The organism is Marinibacterium sp. SX1, from assembly GCF_050389775.1.
Taxonomy (GTDB): domain Bacteria; phylum Pseudomonadota; class Alphaproteobacteria; order Rhodobacterales; family Rhodobacteraceae; genus Marinibacterium.
In genome coordinates, this window is record NZ_CP177147.1 from 36,163 (window position 1) to 51,114 (window position 14,952).

Annotated in this window: 15 protein-coding genes; 5 read left to right on the forward strand and 10 right to left on the reverse strand. The window is 68.2% G+C overall.

Annotation, left to right across the window (positions count from 1 at the left end; genetic code table 11):
* The first annotated feature begins 78 nt into the window (after positions 1–78).
* The 5 genes from ACK3BB_RS23935 (at position 79) to ACK3BB_RS23955 (ending at position 4,137) form a co-directional block, all read left to right on the forward strand.
* Positions 79–975: an NAD(P)-dependent oxidoreductase gene (locus ACK3BB_RS23935; RefSeq protein ID WP_428929356.1), complete on the forward strand. Its 897-nt coding sequence runs from the start codon at positions 79–81 to the stop codon at positions 973–975.
* A 67-nt stretch (positions 976–1,042) separates the two neighbouring features.
* Entirely contained in the window at positions 1,043–2,014 is a 972-nt protein-coding gene (locus ACK3BB_RS23940) for a TRAP transporter substrate-binding protein (RefSeq protein ID WP_428929357.1), read from the forward strand.
* 52 nt (positions 2,015–2,066) lie between these two features.
* On the forward strand, positions 2,067–3,353 hold the full coding sequence (locus ACK3BB_RS23945; protein WP_428929358.1) for a TRAP transporter large permease: 1,287 nt from the start codon (positions 2,067–2,069) through the stop codon (positions 3,351–3,353).
* On the forward strand, positions 3,350–3,817 hold the full coding sequence (locus ACK3BB_RS23950; RefSeq protein ID WP_428929359.1) for a TRAP transporter small permease: 468 nt from the start codon (positions 3,350–3,352) through the stop codon (positions 3,815–3,817). The genes ACK3BB_RS23945 and ACK3BB_RS23950 overlap by 4 nt, the downstream gene beginning before the upstream one ends.
* Positions 3,817–4,137, forward strand: a complete 321-nt coding sequence (locus tag ACK3BB_RS23955; RefSeq protein WP_428929360.1) for an NIPSNAP family protein — start codon at positions 3,817–3,819, stop codon at positions 4,135–4,137. Before ACK3BB_RS23950 ends, ACK3BB_RS23955 begins: the two co-directional genes overlap by 1 nt.
* 75 nt (positions 4,138–4,212) lie before the next feature.
* On the opposite strand, the gene ACK3BB_RS23960 is transcribed toward ACK3BB_RS23955, so the two are convergent.
* From ACK3BB_RS23960 to ACK3BB_RS24005, 10 genes are all read right to left on the reverse strand, one after another.
* Positions 4,213–5,148, reverse strand: coding sequence for a DUF6963 family protein (locus tag ACK3BB_RS23960; protein ID WP_428929361.1), 936 nt, complete (start codon positions 5,146–5,148; stop codon positions 4,213–4,215).
* Positions 5,145–6,911 carry an ABC transporter ATP-binding protein gene (locus ACK3BB_RS23965; RefSeq protein WP_428929391.1) on the reverse strand — a complete coding sequence of 589 codons (1,767 nt, stop codon included), beginning with the start codon at positions 6,909–6,911 and terminating at the stop codon, positions 5,145–5,147. Before ACK3BB_RS23965 ends, ACK3BB_RS23960 begins: the two co-directional genes overlap by 4 nt.
* Positions 6,912–6,940: 29 nt before the next feature.
* A complete protein-coding gene (locus ACK3BB_RS23970; protein WP_428929362.1) occupies positions 6,941–7,837 on the reverse strand; it encodes an ABC transporter permease in 897 nt (298 codons plus the stop codon).
* A complete protein-coding gene (locus ACK3BB_RS23975) occupies positions 7,834–8,757 on the reverse strand; it encodes an ABC transporter permease (RefSeq protein ID WP_428929363.1) in 924 nt (307 codons plus the stop codon). The genes ACK3BB_RS23970 and ACK3BB_RS23975 overlap by 4 nt, the downstream gene beginning before the upstream one ends.
* 70 nt (positions 8,758–8,827) lie before the next feature.
* Positions 8,828–10,387 carry an ABC transporter substrate-binding protein gene (locus ACK3BB_RS23980; RefSeq protein ID WP_428929364.1) on the reverse strand — a complete coding sequence of 520 codons (1,560 nt, stop codon included), beginning with the start codon at positions 10,385–10,387 and terminating at the stop codon, positions 8,828–8,830.
* Between the two features lie 193 nt (positions 10,388–10,580).
* A complete protein-coding gene (locus ACK3BB_RS23985) occupies positions 10,581–11,435 on the reverse strand; it encodes a MurR/RpiR family transcriptional regulator (RefSeq protein WP_428929365.1) in 855 nt (284 codons plus the stop codon).
* 94 nt (positions 11,436–11,529) lie between these two features.
* The gene (locus tag ACK3BB_RS23990) at positions 11,530–12,177 is read right to left on the reverse strand and encodes an O-methyltransferase (protein WP_428929366.1); all 648 of its coding nucleotides are present in this window, start codon (positions 12,175–12,177) and stop codon (positions 11,530–11,532) included.
* Between the two features lie 12 nt (positions 12,178–12,189).
* On the reverse strand, positions 12,190–12,942 hold the full coding sequence (locus ACK3BB_RS23995; RefSeq protein WP_428929367.1) for a heme ABC transporter ATP-binding protein: 753 nt from the start codon (positions 12,940–12,942) through the stop codon (positions 12,190–12,192).
* Positions 12,939–14,006, reverse strand: coding sequence for a FecCD family ABC transporter permease (locus ACK3BB_RS24000; protein ID WP_428929368.1), 1,068 nt, complete (start codon positions 14,004–14,006; stop codon positions 12,939–12,941). The genes ACK3BB_RS23995 and ACK3BB_RS24000 overlap by 4 nt, the downstream gene beginning before the upstream one ends.
* Complete coding sequence (locus ACK3BB_RS24005; RefSeq protein WP_428929369.1) at positions 14,003–14,938, reverse strand: heme/hemin ABC transporter substrate-binding protein; 936 nt, start codon at positions 14,936–14,938, stop codon at positions 14,003–14,005. Before ACK3BB_RS24005 ends, ACK3BB_RS24000 begins: the two co-directional genes overlap by 4 nt.
* Positions 14,939–14,952: the final 14 nt, after the last annotated feature.

Genomic DNA, 14,952 nt, shown 5'->3' on the forward strand with positions numbered 1-14,952 from the left:
GTTCTCAAATGAGATATAAGAAAACAGGTTGTCAGACAACCTGTTTTGGTGCTTTGTTGAGCACAAATGGAGGACCACATGAGAATCGGATTGATCGGGCTGGGCGGCATGGGGCGCGGGCTGGCCAAGAACATGGCGGCCAAGGGTGTCGACCTGACCGTGCAGGACCTGGATGCCGCCCGCGTGGCCGCGGCCGTTGCACAGGGCGCGCGGGCCGGTGACGACCCGGTGCAGATGGCGCGCGACTGCGACGTGCTGATGATCTGCGTGACCACGGCCGAGGCCGTGCAGGGCATCGCCCTGGGGCCCGACGGGGCGCTGGCCGCGATGTCGCCGGGCGACGTGCTGGTCGACCACACGACCGTGTCGGCCGAACATGTCGACGTGATGCGCCGGGCCTGCGCCGAGGTCGGCGTGCATTATGCCGAAGCCCCGATGACCCGCACCCCGGCCCATGCCGACCGGGGCGAGGTCAACATCCTCTTCGGCGGCGAGGAAACGCTGGTCGAACGGCTGCGCCCGGTCTTCGAGACCTATGCCGAGAACATCTTTCACGTCGGCCCGGCCGGCCATGCCATCCGGTTGAAACTGATCCACAATTACATCGCTTTCGCCAATGTCGCCTCGTTCTGCGAAGGCTTTGCCCTGGCCGCCAAGGAAGGGCTCGACATGACCAAGGTCATCGGGATCATCTCGGCCGCCGGGGGCAAGTCGGGGATGATGGACCTGTATGGCGAGCTGACCCTGTTGCGCGATTTCACCCCGCACATGTCGCTGAAGAACGCCCAGAAGGACGTGCGGTACTACGCCGAATGGCTGGAACAGGCCGGCCTGCCCGGCTTCATGGCCCAATCGGTGCACCAGACCTATGCGCTGGCCTCGATCATGGGCCATGGCGACGAAGGCTGCACGGCCGTGATCAAGGCCTACGAAGACCTGACCGGGGTCGAGGCCAAACTGCCGGCCGCCGAATGAACGACCTGCGCCGCACCCGGCGGAGGCCGGGCCGGCGCAGCCATGCATCACAGGGAGGAACCAAAAGATGCTCAGAACACTGATGATTTCGGGCGCTGTCTCGGCGCTGATGACCGGCGGCGCGCTGGCCCAGGATGTCACCCTGCGGCTGGCCCATTTCGCCGCCGAAACCCACCCGGGCCACATCGCCGCCCAGAGCTTTGCCGAGGCCGTGGCGGAACGCACCGACGGGGCGATTGCCGTCGAGCTCTACCCGGCCAACCAGCTGGGCAGCCCGCCCGAACAGCTGGAACAGACGATCCTGGGCGCCATCGAGATGAACCTGCCGACCCAGGGCGGGCTGGACAAGTACGAAAAGGCCTTTGGCACGGTGATGACGCCCTTTGCCTTTTCCAGCTACGAAGAGGCGCACCAGGTGCTGGACGGGCCGTTCAGCGACTGGGCCGGGCCCAAGCTGGAAGACCAGGGGCTGGTGCTGCTGTCGAACTGGGAATACGGGTTCCGCAACATCACCAATTCGAAACATCCGATCAACACGCCCGAGGACGTCGCCGGGCTGAAGCTGCGCACGCCGCCCGAGCTGCAGATCGTCGCGGCACTTGAAGGGCTGGGCGCCTCGACCACGCAGATCGCCTTTCCCGAGCTGCCCAACGCGCTGAACCAGGGCGTCGTCGATGGCCAGGAAAACCCGATCGGGGTGATCTATCACTACAAGCTGAACGACTTTCAGGAAAACCTGGCGCTGACCCGGCATGTCTACAATTCGATGGTCCATGTCATCAACAAGGACGTCTTCGACGGGCTGACCGAGGCGCAACAGACCATCCTGCGCGAGGAAAGCGTGCGGGCCGGGCAGATGATGCGCGAACTGGTCATCGCCCAGGAGGAAAAGGAGATCGCCGCGCTGGAAGAGGCCGGCATGCAGGTCACCCGGCCCAACCTGGCGCCCTTTGCCGCCCTGATGGGCCCGGCGCGGGACCGCGTCGCGGAATATTCGGGCCGCGAGAACATGGACACCTTCCTGAGCTTCCTCGACTGACCCCGTCCGCCCGCGCCGATCCCGGCCGCGGGCGGGCCTGCCAGGTTTTATCATGACGACCTTTCTCATTCTCGGCGCCCTGATGGTGCTGATCATCATGGGCGTGCCCATCGCCGTGTCGCTCGGCCTGACCGCGGTGGGGTTCTATGCCCTGCAGGGGGATTTCCGCATCCTGGCGATGATGCCCCAGCGGATGTTCTCGGCCACCACGGGCTTTACCCTGCTGGCCATTCCCTTCTTCATCCTCGCCGGCACGCTGATGAACACCGGGGGCATCACCGAGCGGATCTTCCGCTTTGCCAATGCCTGTGTCGGCCATGTGCGCGGCGGGCTGGGCCAGGTCAACGTGCTGGCCTCGCTGTTCTTCTCAGGCATGTCGGGCGCGGCCGTGGCCGATGCCGCCGGGCTGGGCAAGGTCGAACTCAAGGCCATGGCCGACAAGGGCTATGACCCCGATTTCTCGGCCGCCATCACCGCTGCCTCCTCGACGATCGGCCCGGTCTTTCCGCCGTCGATCCCCTTCGTGCTCTATTCCTCGATCACCGGGGTGTCGGTGGCCAAGCTGTTCCTGGCCGGTGTCGTGCCCGGCGTGCTGATGGCCCTGGCCCTGATGGCCGCCGTCTGGCTGATCGCCCTGCGCCACAAGATGCCCCGGGCCGATCACATCGACTGGGCCGAGATCTGGGACAGTTTCAAGGGCGCCGCCCTGTCATTGCTGACCCCGATCATCATCATCGCCGGCATCTTCGGCGGCATCGTCACCCCGACCGAAGCCGGCGTGGCGGCCAGCGCCTATGCCATGTTCCTGTCGATGGTCGTCTACCGCGAGATCACCCCGCGCCAGCTGCCGGCGATCTTCTGGGAGACCCTGGTCAGCACCGTGGCCGTGATGTTCGTCATCGCCGCCGCCGGGTTCTTTGGCTGGCTGCTGGTTCACCAGCGGGTGCCCGATGCGCTTGTCTCGTCGCTGCTGGGCTTTTCCGACAGCCCGGCCGTGATCATGGCCATCGTCGTGCTGATCCTGCTGATCCTGGGCATGTTCCTGGAAGGCATCGCCGTGATCGTCCTGACCGTGCCGCTCTTTGCCCCGGTGATGGCCCAGATCGGCGTCGACCCGGTGCAGTTCGGCGTGATCATCATCATGTGTTCGATGCTGGGCCTGCTGACGCCCCCGGTGGGCATGGTGCTGTTTGCCGTCTCGGCCGTGGCCGACATGTCGGTCGGCCGGCTGTCCCGGGCCCTGCTGCCCTACCTGCTGGGCCTGGTCATCGTGCTGCTGATGGTCATTGCCATCCCGGCCGTGTCGACCTGGCTGCCTGACATGGTGCTGGGCCAATGAGGCGGCTGGATCATCTCGCCGGCCAGCTGCTGCGCGCCCTGCCCATCGCCTGTTTCGCCGGGCTCTTCGGGCTGCTCTTTGTCAATGTCGTGGCCCGCACGCTGCAACTGGCCGGCTTTGCCTGGTTCGACGAGATCGTCCAGGGCCTGTTTGCCTGGATGGTCTTCATGGGGGCCGCGGCGCTCTGGCGCGAACACGAACATTTCCGCGTCGACTGGCTGCCCGACAGCCTGCCCCCCCGGGCCTCGCGCCTGCTGCGGATCGTGGTCGTGCTGCTGAGCCTGTGTTTCCTGGTGGCGATGACCTGGTACGGCCTGTCGCTGGCCCGCAAGGCCCGGGCCGTCACGCCGATCCTGTCGCTGCCCACCGCTCTCTTCTACGCCGCGATCCCCGTCTCGGGCGCGGTGATGACGGCCTATTCCCTGGCCGACCTGGTCCGACTTCTAAGACGAAAGGAACCCTGATGATACTGGATCACCGCACCTACACCTGCCACCCCGGGCGGATCAAGAAACACATGAAGCTCTACGAGGAACACGGCTGGGAGGTGCAGCGCCGCCACCTGGGCGATCCGGTGGTCTATGCCGCGGTCGAGACCGGCGACGTCAATTCCTATGTCCATGTCTGGGTCTACGAAGATGCCGCCGACCGGGCCCGCCGTCGCGCCGCGCTGGCCGCCGATCCCGACTGGCAGAAGTTTCTCAAGCTCAGCGCCGAGAGCGGCAACCTGCTGTCGCAGGTCAACAAGATCCTCACGCCCGCGCCCTTCTTCGGCGCGGCCTGATCCCGTCCTGCGGGTCTTCGGCGGTGGCGCCGGGCGGGGCAGATGCCCCGGCCCCCTGCCCCGCCGGAGACCGGCTCAGCCCGGCGGGTCCGGGTCGTCGTCGGACAATGACCAGCTAATTGTGTCGCTGCCACGGGTCGCCGTGACCAGCCCACCGCGCAGGATGCAATAGGCCTCGGCCACCACCCGGCCGACCCTGCGCCCCCCCGACAGCACCGGATCGCCGCGCCGCACCGGGCAGCCATCCCATTCCGCCCCCTGCCATTGCGGCCCCGGCGCCTCGAACCCGGCGATGCCCTGCGGCCCGATCCGCAGCGCCCGGCGCGGGCCGGGATGCACGACATGGCCCAGGGCTGACCCCGAATGCGGGGCCAGGTCAGCCGGGGCCACGTGATCGCGCACCGCCGACACGGCCAGGTCGGCCAGCGCGTGATGCGGAAAGATCGTGTTGTGCAAGACCGCCACCGACAATCCCGGCGAGACATGAAGCGCTGATCCGGTATCGCCCCGGGCCGCCATCGATGGCGAATCCAGCACGGCCAGCTCGCCCCGGGTGGTCATGGCGATCAGCCCGGCGTCGAGCTGGGGATCGACGGCCAGCGCCCGGGCCACGGCCTCGGCCGGGGCGGCACCCCCGGCCATGGCCCGCAACGCGGCGATATTGGGCGCGATGCCGTCCGGCCCGGGCATGTTGGGCAGCCTGTGGCCGGTCATCAGCCCGACGGCCGGATCGCCCGGGGTGAACTGCGACAGGGGTTCGGGCCGGTCGGGTCCCGACGACATCAGCACGGCCAGCCCGGCCGGCCGGACACCGGCAAAGCCCGGCAGGGCCAGCAGCGCCCGCGCCCCGCCGCGCTGGGTGCCCAGGTTGGCCAGGGTGCCGTCGGGCAGGATGACGGACAGGCTGACAAAGCCGCCGATCGCCCCCCGCCCAACCGCTTCGACCCGTTCCAGGCCGGCCAGCGCCGCGCGGGCGGCATCGGGTCCGCAGACTGCAATTCCTATGGTCACGGTGCGGCGCCCTCCCCGGCCACCCGGTGGCCCGGGGCCACCTCGACCAGCGGCCCCATCGGCAGGAGGGCCGGGTCCATCGCCGGCAAGGCCCCCCGCCGCCGCGCCGGGTCGGGCACGGGCACGGCGCCCAGCAGGGCCTGCGTATAGGGATGGCGCGGGTCGTTCAGCACCGCCTGGCGCGGCCCGATCTCGACGATCCGGCCCCGGCGCATGACCGCCACCCGGTGCGAGACCTCCTCGACCACGGCCATGTCGTGGCTGATGAAGAGATAGGCAAGACCAAGGCTCTGCTGCAGCTCCAGCATCAGTTCCAGCACCTGCGCCTGCACGCTGACATCCAGCGCCGAGGTCGGTTCATCGGCCACGATCAGCTTGGGATTGACCGACAGCGCCCGGGCGATCGACAGCCGCTGCCGCTGACCGCCCGAGAATTCATGCGGATAGCGGCGGATATGGTCGGCCTCGAGGCCCACGCGCAGGAACAGCTGTTCGACCCGGTCCTCCATCTCCTTGCCCGAGGCCAGCCCGTGGATGACCATCGGTTCGGCCACCAGCCGCCCGGCGCTGATACGCGGGTTCAGCGAGGCAAAGGGATCCTGGAAGATCATCTGCATCTGTCGCCGGGCCTTGCGGACTCCGGCCGTGGACAGCCCGCGCATGTCCACGCCATCAACCTCGATCACCCCGGAATCGAGATCCAGCAGGCGCAGCACGGCGCGTCCCGTCGTCGACTTGCCCGACCCGGATTCGCCCACCAGGGCCAGCGTTTCACCCGCGTCCAGGTCAAATCCCACGTCCTGCATCGCCGCCGTACCGGCCCGCGAGGCAAAGAGCCCGCTTTCGCGGAAGGTCTTGTTCATGCCCCGGGTGTGCAGCAGCCGCCCGCCGGTCTCGACCGGGTTGGCCGGGCTGGCCACAACCTGACGTGGCGCGGCGGCCGTGGCATAGGCGCCCAGGCGGGGCACGGCGTCCAGCAGCTTGCGGGTATAGGCCTCTTTCGGCGCGGCAAAGATCTCGCCCACCGGCCCTTCCTCGACCTTGCGGCCCTTGTTCATGACAACGACCCGGTCGGCCATTTCGGCCACGACCCCCATGTCATGGGTGATCAGGATGATCGAAGTGCCGAACCGCGTCTTGAGATCGCGCATCAGGTCGAGGATCTGCGCCTGCACGGTCACGTCCAGCGCGGTCGTCGGCTCATCCGCGATCAGGATCGCCGGATCGGCGGCCATGGCCATGGCGATCATCACCCGCTGGCGCATGCCGCCCGACATTTCGTGCGGGAATTGCTTCAGCCGCCGGGCCGGATCGTCGAGACCGACCAGCTCCAGCATCTCCCGCGCGCGGGTATCGGCCTGGGCCCGGCTCATGCCCTTGTGTTCGACCAGCGCCTCGGTCAGCTGCAACCCGATCCGCAGGACCGGCGTGAGCGAGGTCATCGGCTCCTGGAAGATCATCGTGATCCGGTCGCCCCGGATGCCGCGGATGTCACCATCCGACAGGGCCAGCAGGTCGCGGCCGGCAAAGTGTGCCGTGCCCGCCTCGATGGTCGCCGAGCGCGGCGGCAGCAGGCCCAGCAGGGCCATCGACGACACGCTCTTGCCCGATCCGCTTTCGCCCACGATGGCCAGGGTCTCGCCCGGCATCAGGTCATAGGACAGGCCGCGCACGGCCCGGTGGCGGCGGCTGCCACGGCCAAAGGCTATGGTCAGGTCGCGGACGGACAGCAGCGGCGCGGCGCCGGTGGTGTCGGTGGTCATGTCGGGTGTCTCCGTGATCATCTCGGCGCTCATCTCTGGCGCTGCCTCGGGTCGAGCGCCTCGCGGATGCCATCGCCCAGCAGGTTGAAGCCGAGCACGGTGATGGCAATGGCCAGGCCGGGGAAGATCATCATCCAGGGCGCCCGGCTGATCAGGTCGCGCGAGGAGGACAGCATGAAGCCCCATTCGGGCTGGGGCGGCTGCGCGCCGAGGCCCAGGAAGGACAGGCCCGCGGCGGCGAGGACGGCGGTGGATACGCCCAAAGTGCCGATGACGATCAGCGTGGGCACGACATTGGGCAGAAGATGCACGAAGATCAGCCGCACATGGCCCGCGCCGGCGGCGACCGCGGCTTCGAAATAGGGTTTGCCCTTTTCCACCAGCACGACGGAATGGGTGACCCGGGCGTAGAAGGGGATCGAGGCGATGCCGATGGCGATCATGGCATTGGTCAGCCCGACGCCGAAGATCGCAAGGCAGGCCAGCGCGATGACGATCTCGGTGAACGAAAACAGCACGTCCACCAGCCGCATCAGCACCCGTTCCGTCCAGCCCGAGGAATAGCCGGCGACAAGGCCCAGCAGCAGCCCGCAGGTCAGCGAGATGCCGACGGCAATGACCCCGATCTGCAGGGTCAGTCGCGCGCCGTATAGGATGCGCGAGAGCACGTCGCGGCCGAAATCGTCGGTGCCCATCAGATGCGCGCCCGATGGCGCCTGCAACCGCGGGCCGGCGGCCATGCGCAGGGGGTCAAACGGCGCGATGGCCGGGGCGGCAACGGCGCAGAAGACCAGCAGGCCGACGACGAAGAGGCCGATCAGCCCCGAGGGGCTGGCCAGCAGGGCGCGCCAGAATCCGCGGCTGCGCGCGGCGCCGGTGGTGGCAAGATCGTCGGCCAGCTCGGCCGTGGTCGAACCATGGATCATGACGCGTACCGGATGCGGGGGTCGAGGAAGGCATAGGCCACGTCGATGACGACCGATGCCAGCGCGACGATTGTGGCAAAGAACAGGATGAAACCCTGGATCAGGGGATAGTCGCGGGCAAAGACGGCCTCGATGGCCAGCCGCCCGACCCCGTTCCAGGCAAAGACGTTTTCGACCACGATGGCCCCGCCCATGAGATAGGCGAATTGCAGGCCCAGCATCGACACCACCGGCACAAGGCCCGAGCGCAGCGCATGGCGGTAGAGCACGACGGATTTCGGCAGGCCCTTGGCCCGGGCGGTGCGCACGAAGTCCTGGTCGAAGATGTCGATCATGGCCGAACGCGTCAGGCGGGCCAGCACGGCGGCATTGGCCAGCCCCAGCGTCAGCGCCGGCAGGATCAGCGAGCGCCAGTCGCCGCCCGCCACGGGAAGCCATTGCAATTGCAGGGCAAAGAGGAAGAGCAGCAGCAGGCCCAGCCAGAAATGCGGCATCGATACGCCGACGATGGCCAGCACCATGGCCCCCACATCGACCCAGGTGCCGCGCTTGTAGGCCGCCAGGAAACCCAGGCTCATGCCCACGACCACGGCAATGGCCAACGAGGCCAGGGTCAGCGACAGGGTGGCCGGGAAGCGGGTCAGCAGGATGTCGAGCACCGGCTGATCGCCGACGATGGAATTGCCCAGGTCCCCCTGCAGCAAACGGCCGATATACATGACGTACTGGGTCCAGATCGGCTGATCCAGGCCCAGCCGCACGCGGATCGCCTCCAGCTCTTCGGGGGTGGTCTGGAAACTGCCGTACATGATGCGCACGGGGTCGCCCGGCACGAGGTGGATCAGGATCGTGACGGCGATGGTCGCGATCCAGATCGTGACCAATGCGGCCAGCAACCTTTGAACGATGAACTTGCCCATGGGGCTCCCTTCCGGCGGAATACGGGGCCGGCGCAGCGCCCGGGGGCGGATGCGCCGGCAGATGGACCTGTCAGCCGTCGCTGAGGGTCACGTTCTGGAAGTTGGGATGCAGGAACGGCCCGACCTGAAAGCCCTCGACCTCGGGGCGCACGGCAAAGACCCATTCCCAGCCGGGCGTGTACAGCCCGACGTGCACGGCGTTTTCCATCAGGTACTTGATGACCGCCTGGACCTTTTCCAGCCGCGCTTCGGGCTCGATCGTGGTGCGGGTTTCTTCCAGCATGGCATCCAGTTCGGCGTTCTGGAACCCGGAATAGGCCCCCGGCGAATGCCACAGCTGGTAGAGAATGTCGGGGTCGTACCAGGACCAGGTCATCATGTCGAAGGTGCCGGGCGTCGACGGATCGGTGATCTCGTTCTGCTCCTTCACCCGGGCATTCATCGTGCCGATGTCCATGATCTCGATCGCCGCCTTGATGCCGACCTGGGCCAGCTGGGCCTGGAAGATCTCGGCCAGCTTGTGACGGTTGCCCCCGGTCCAGACGAACATCGTGGTTTCCAGCGGGTTCGACGGGCCATAGCCCATTTCCTCAAGCAGGGCCGTGGCCTTTTCGGGGTTGTACTCGTACCCGTATTGCTTGCAGAACTCCTGGTCGTTGCCGAACACGCCACGGGCGATCGGGCACCATTCGCGCTGGCTCAGCCCGCCGTAGATGATGTCGATGGCCATCTGGGCATCGGTGGCATAGGCCACGGCCTGGCGGGCGCGGATGTCGTCGAAGGGCGGGCGCGACACGGTGAATTCCCAGAACACGTTCTGGCCGGTATTGTCGGCCACCACGATGTCCAGGTCGCCGGCCGCCTTGATCGCCTCGACATCGTCGAAGGGCGGTTCGGCGATATGCACCTCACCGGTGCGCAGCGCGGCCAGGCGGGTCTGCGGCTCGGGCACGGTGCGGATGATCAGCCTGTCGAATTGCGGCGGGCCGTCATTGGCCACGGGTTCGCCCCAGTTGACGTATTCGGGGTTGGTATCCAGCACGATCTCGTCACCCTTGACCCATTCGACCAGGCTGAACGGCCCGGTGCCGATGGCGGTGGACGATCCGAAGGTCTCGGCCGTGTTGGTGTCGCAGATCATCGACGAGAAACTGTCGGCCAGGAACGGCAGGAAGGCGCCAAAGGTGCTGCCCAGGGTGACGGTGACGGTCAGCGGGTCGACCACGGTGACATCGGTGATCGGCCCCCAGCTGGTGCGTGTCAGGCTGGGCGTGTCGCCAAAGGCCCGGTCGATGGTGAACTTGACGTCGTTGGCGTCAAAGGCCGACCCGTCGTGGCACGTGATGCCGTCGTTCAGGGTGAAGGTGTATTGCAGCCCGTCGTCGCTGACCTCCCATGATTTCGCCATGTTCGGGCCGGGCGTGCCCTCCATGTCGAAGGCCAGCAGCGTGTCATAGATCTGGTCCCAGACCTGCATCGACAGCGTGCTGGTCGCGCGGTGGGGGTCCAGGCTGGAAATGTCGCCGTAGCGCGCCCAGACCAGTTCCTGCGCCCCGGCCCCGCCGGCTGCCAGGCCCAGCGGCCCGGCCAGCGCGGCGCCCAGCATCGCCGGCCGCCAGAATCTTTCCAAGTGTCTTCCGTCCATTCCAAACGCCTCCATGAGCTTGGGTCGCGATGCCTCGGCCGAGGCACGACTGACGAAAAGGCTGGGCGGGCGACGGGCCACCAGACAAGAGAAAAGTTCACAAATGATTTCTAGAATTTCAGAAATGATGCTTTCTGCAGGGCGGCATTCGCCCCAAGCTTTCAGCTGTGAAATCGGCTCACTCGGGTCTGCCGCTTTCTTCAGCCCATTGCGAATGGATCGACTCGATATGGCGCAGCCGGGCCACTGCCGAATCACCGGTTTCCGAGGCGACCCGGGCGCAGAGATAGGTCACCAGGCTGACCGGAGCGGTCATCGAGCCGAACAGCGTCGGGCCTTCGCGCCGGCCGCGCAGGATGACATCGGCCCCGCGCTTGTCGCCGGCGGCCAGCGAATTGGTGACCAGGATGATCCGCGCGCCCGCCCGGCGCGACGAGCCGATGACATTGCGCAATTCGCTGCTGCGCCGGCCGACGCCGAAGGCGAGGACCGTGTCGGCCGGCTTGATCGAGGCAAATTCCTCGGGCACGGGAAAGCCGCTGAGCGGGATCATGCGGATGTCGGGAAAGACCTTGATCAGCATCGCCCGGGCAAAGAGCGCCAGGGGGTAATCCTCGCCGAAGCCCACGACCCAGAGCTTGGCGGCCGAACACAGCAACCGCACGGCTTCGGTGACCTGGTCGGCGGGCAGGGCCTCGAACGAGCGGACCAGGTGCTTGACCTCGGCATCCAGGTATTCGCCGGGCGACAGGGTGCCGCCGGCCAGGGCCGGCACCTGGGGCGCGGCGGGTTCGGCAGCCCGGGCCTCGCGCACCTCCCGCTGGGCCTCGCGGTAGCCGGCATAGCCCAGCCGGCGGAACAGCCGCGCGGCGGTGGCCTTGGACACCCCGGCCTGGTCGGCCAGGTCGGCGGCGGTGAACTGGCCGACGACCTCGACATCCTCAAGCAGCAGGTCGGCCAGCTTGCGCTCGCCTCGGGGCATGTCGTCATAGGCGGTCAGCAGGCGCTGCGCGATGTGGGAGGTGCTGTGCATGGGGCCCCGTTCCGTGGTCGCCGGTGGCGGATTGGCCCGCAGCCTAGCCCCGCGCCGCGCGGGGGTCCACGCCCGGGGTCACACGGCCCGGGGATCAGGTCAGCCGCACCGAATGGCTCATCCCGCCCTTGCCGAATTGCATCACCGTGGTGACATAGCCACCGCCGGACGCGCTGACCGCCTTGATGAAATCGGTCTCGCGGTCCAGCGGGATGTTGTCGGCAATGACCACCGACCCCTTGCGCAGACGCGGTTCCAGCAGGCGCAGGACGGGCAGGTACAGGTCCTTGGCCCCGTCGAGGAACAGCAGGTCGATGTCCGGCCCGTCACCGGCCAGCGTGTCCAGCGCGTCGCCCTGCAGGATCTCGGCGGTCAGCCCGGCGTCGCCCAGGTTGGCCCGGGCCTTGTCGGCCTTGGGCGCGTGGAATTCCGTGCCGGTGACACGCCCGCCTGTCTCGGCCGCAGCCGCGGCCAGGTAGATCGTGGAAATCCCGAAGGAGCTGCCGAACTCGACGATCTCGCGCGCGCCGGTGGCCAGCACGACGCCATAGAGCCAGCGGCCCTGGTCCGGCCCGATGGCCAGGTAGGCCGTGCGGTGGCGGTCGGACGTGCGGAAATCGACGGGCGCGGTCCCTGAGGCGGTGCGGTTGGCGGCGCGGCCCCGTTCGGCCCGCTGGGCTCGGGCGGCGGCATGTTCGCGGTCGAGAACGGCGGCAACCGCCGGGGCATCGAGATGGGTCATGGCAAGGGTCCTTCAAGTGGTGAGAACGACGGGGCACCCGCGTTCGGGATGGGTCAGGATGCAGACGGGCTGGCGATAGACCGCCTCGATCCGCGCGGCGGTCAGAACCTCCCAGGGCGACCCGGCCGCAACGATGGCCGCGTTTTCCATCAGCACCACGGTGTCGGCATAGGCCGCCGCGAGGTTGAGGTCATGCAGAACGGCCAGCACCGTCGCGCCTCCGGTGGCAAGGGAACGCGCACCGGCCAGCACCCGTTCCTGGTGGCGCAGGTCCAGCGCGGCGGTGGGTTCGTCCAGCAGGACCACGGGCGTGTCCTGGACCAGAACGCGGGCAAAGGTCGTCCGGGCCTGCTCGCCGCCCGACAGGGTCTGGGCGTCGCGCCAGGCCATGTGGGTGATCTCGGCCTGGCCCATGGCCGCGTCCACGGCCCGGGCATCGTCGTCCGGGGGCAGGTCGCGAAAGGCCCGGCCCATCTCGACCACTTCCTGAACCATGTAGCCAAAGCGGATGTCCGAGCCCTGGGGAAAGACCGAGCGCAGCTGGGCCAGCGCGCGCACGCCGAGCCGGTCGAGCGGCTGGCCACCCAGGGTGACGCGGCCCCGGTCGGGGGCCAGGTCGCCGGCGATGACCGACAGCAGGGTCGACTTGCCCGCGCCGTTCGGCCCGACAAGGGCGGTCAGGCTACCCGGCGCGCAATGCAGCGAGACATCGTCGAGCAACAGCTTGCCCTCGATGCCGAGCGAGACGTGTTCAACCCCGATCATGCGCCGCGCAGGCCGAACCGGCGGCCCTTCCAGATCATCCATAGGAAAAACGGCCCGCCGAGCGAGCCCATGATGACACCGATGGGCACTTCGTTGGGCGGGTCCAGCGTGCGCCCGGCGATATCGGCCAGCATCACCAGCAACCCGCCGCCAAGCGCCGAAAACGGGATCAGCCGCCGGTGGCCCGGCCCGATCATCAGGCGGAAGAGATGCGGCACGACAAGGCCGACAAAGCCGATGGTGCCGTTGAACGACACCGCCGCGGCGACCAGCAGGGCGGTGACGAAGATCAGCTTGCGCCGCAGCGCGCGCACGTCGACGCCCAGGTGCCGGGCCTGCCGTTCGCCAAGCGCCAGCAGGTCGAGCGGCCGGGCCCAGACCATCAGCAGGGTGATGCCCACGACCGTCGGGATCACGGTGATGCCCACCGTCAGCCAGCGCGCCGAGGACAGCGAGCCCATCGACCAGAACATGAGGCTTTGCAATTGCTCGGCCGTGGCCAGATAGGTCAGGTATCCGGCAAAGGCCCCGCCGATGGCGTTGACCGCGATACCGACAAGCAGCAGGCGCGAACTGTCAGTGCCTCCGCGCCCGGGCCGGGCCAGCGCATAGATCAGGAAGGTCGTGCCCACCCCGGCCAGGAAAGCCCCGACCGGCAGGGTCCAGATGCCGAAGGTCGAGATCTGCAGCACCACGACGACAATCGCCCCCAGCGAGGCGCCCGACGACACGCCGACGATGCCCGGATCGGCCAGCGGGTTGCCAAAGAGCCCCTGCATCGCCGCGCCGCAGGTGGCCAGGCTGGCGCCCACGAGGATGGCCGTGATGCTGCGGGCCAGCCGCAGGTCCCAGACCACGGCGGCATTCAGGGCCTCGTCGCGGGTCAGCGGCGCATCGCCCAGGCGCGCGGCCAGGGCGTGCAGCACGTCTGACAGGCTCAGGGGCACGGCGCCGACCGCAATGGACGACACCAGCACGACGACAAAGGCCACGACCAGCAGCAGCGCGATCACCGGCACCGGATCCGCGGGCCGGCGCAGGGGCGGATGGGGCTGCGCGGTCATGGCCGGTCGTCGATTCCGGCCAGCGCCCGGGCCAGGGCCAGCGCGGCAATCCCCGACGAGGCCGCATCGTCGCGCAGGTGCAGCTGGCGCATGACGATGATCCGCCGGTCCTGCCCGGCGGGGGTGAACGCCACGCCGGGATAATCCTGCCAGAACCCGTCAAGGTCACCGAAGGCCGGCAATTCGCTGTCGGCCACCAGGATCACGTCGGGCGCCATCGTGATGATGCCCTCGGGCGTGACCGAGCGATAGCGGTCCATGCCGATCACCGCGGCGGCATTGATCGCGCCCACCCGTTCGATCAGGTTGTGCACCCCGGTGCCCGCCCCGCCAACGGTGAAATTGCCGCCCGCGCCCTGTTTCGACGCATGGATGATGCGCAGCGGTTCGGCCCGCTCGGGCCGCAGCGCCGCCGCCCGGGCATAATCGGCCTCGATCGCCGCGACCAGCGCGGCGCCCCGGTCGTCCAGCCCCAGCCGCGCGGCCAAGCGGCGGACCTTGTCCGTGGCCGGCAGGCTGCGGTCGATCAGCACCGTGTCGATGCCCAGCTCTTCGAGCCCCGCGCGCAGGGTGTCGAACCGCACGTTCGACGCGATGACAAGGCCCGGGCGCATGGCCACGATGCCTTCGACCCCGGCCCATTCGCGCACCTGGTGCGGCGTGTCACCGATCCCGGGCAGGTCGATATCGGCCGGACGCGCCAGGATACGGTCGGCCGCGCCAAGCGCCACGGCGATCTCGACCAGGTCAGCGCCCAGCAACACGATGTCACGTGCCCCCCCGGCGGCATCCGACGGCGCGAAGAGCGGCGGATAGGCGGGCACATCGGTGGCATCAATGGCCTGGGCCCCGGCCGGCAGGACGCCGGCCGCAAGCCACAGGCAAAGGGCAAGCCCAAGGGCCAATGTCCGAAGGACGGGCGGGCGGTTCATCTGGCTGTCTCCTG

Excerpts from the sequence above, each read along its gene's own strand:
- ACK3BB_RS23935 (WP_428929356.1), top strand. The coding sequence starts at position 79 with ATGAGAATCGGATTGATCGGGCTGGGCGGCATGGGGCGCGGGCTGGCC.
- ACK3BB_RS23940 (WP_428929357.1), top strand. The coding sequence starts at position 1,043 with ATGCTCAGAACACTGATGATTTCGGGCGCTGTCTCGGCGCTGATGACC.
- ACK3BB_RS23945 (WP_428929358.1), top strand. The coding sequence starts at position 2,067 with ATGACGACCTTTCTCATTCTCGGCGCCCTGATGGTGCTGATCATCATG.
- ACK3BB_RS23950 (WP_428929359.1), top strand. The coding sequence starts at position 3,350 with ATGAGGCGGCTGGATCATCTCGCCGGCCAGCTGCTGCGCGCCCTGCCC.
- ACK3BB_RS23955 (WP_428929360.1), top strand. The coding sequence starts at position 3,817 with ATGATACTGGATCACCGCACCTACACCTGCCACCCCGGGCGGATCAAG.
- ACK3BB_RS23965 (WP_428929391.1), bottom strand. The coding sequence starts at position 6,911 with ATGACCACCGACACCACCGGCGCCGCGCCGCTGCTGTCCGTCCGCGAC.
- ACK3BB_RS23970 (WP_428929362.1), bottom strand. The coding sequence starts at position 7,837 with ATGATCCATGGTTCGACCACGGCCGAGCTGGCCGACGATCTTGCCACC.
- ACK3BB_RS23975 (WP_428929363.1), bottom strand. The coding sequence starts at position 8,757 with ATGGGCAAGTTCATCGTTCAAAGGTTGCTGGCCGCATTGGTCACGATC.
- ACK3BB_RS23985 (WP_428929365.1), bottom strand. The coding sequence starts at position 11,435 with ATGCACAGCACCTCCCACATCGCGCAGCGCCTGCTGACCGCCTATGAC.
- ACK3BB_RS23990 (WP_428929366.1), bottom strand. The coding sequence starts at position 12,177 with ATGACCCATCTCGATGCCCCGGCGGTTGCCGCCGTTCTCGACCGCGAA.
- ACK3BB_RS23995 (WP_428929367.1), bottom strand. The coding sequence starts at position 12,942 with ATGATCGGGGTTGAACACGTCTCGCTCGGCATCGAGGGCAAGCTGTTG.
- ACK3BB_RS24000 (WP_428929368.1), bottom strand. The coding sequence starts at position 14,006 with ATGACCGCGCAGCCCCATCCGCCCCTGCGCCGGCCCGCGGATCCGGTG.
- ACK3BB_RS24005 (WP_428929369.1), bottom strand. The coding sequence starts at position 14,938 with ATGAACCGCCCGCCCGTCCTTCGGACATTGGCCCTTGGGCTTGCCCTT.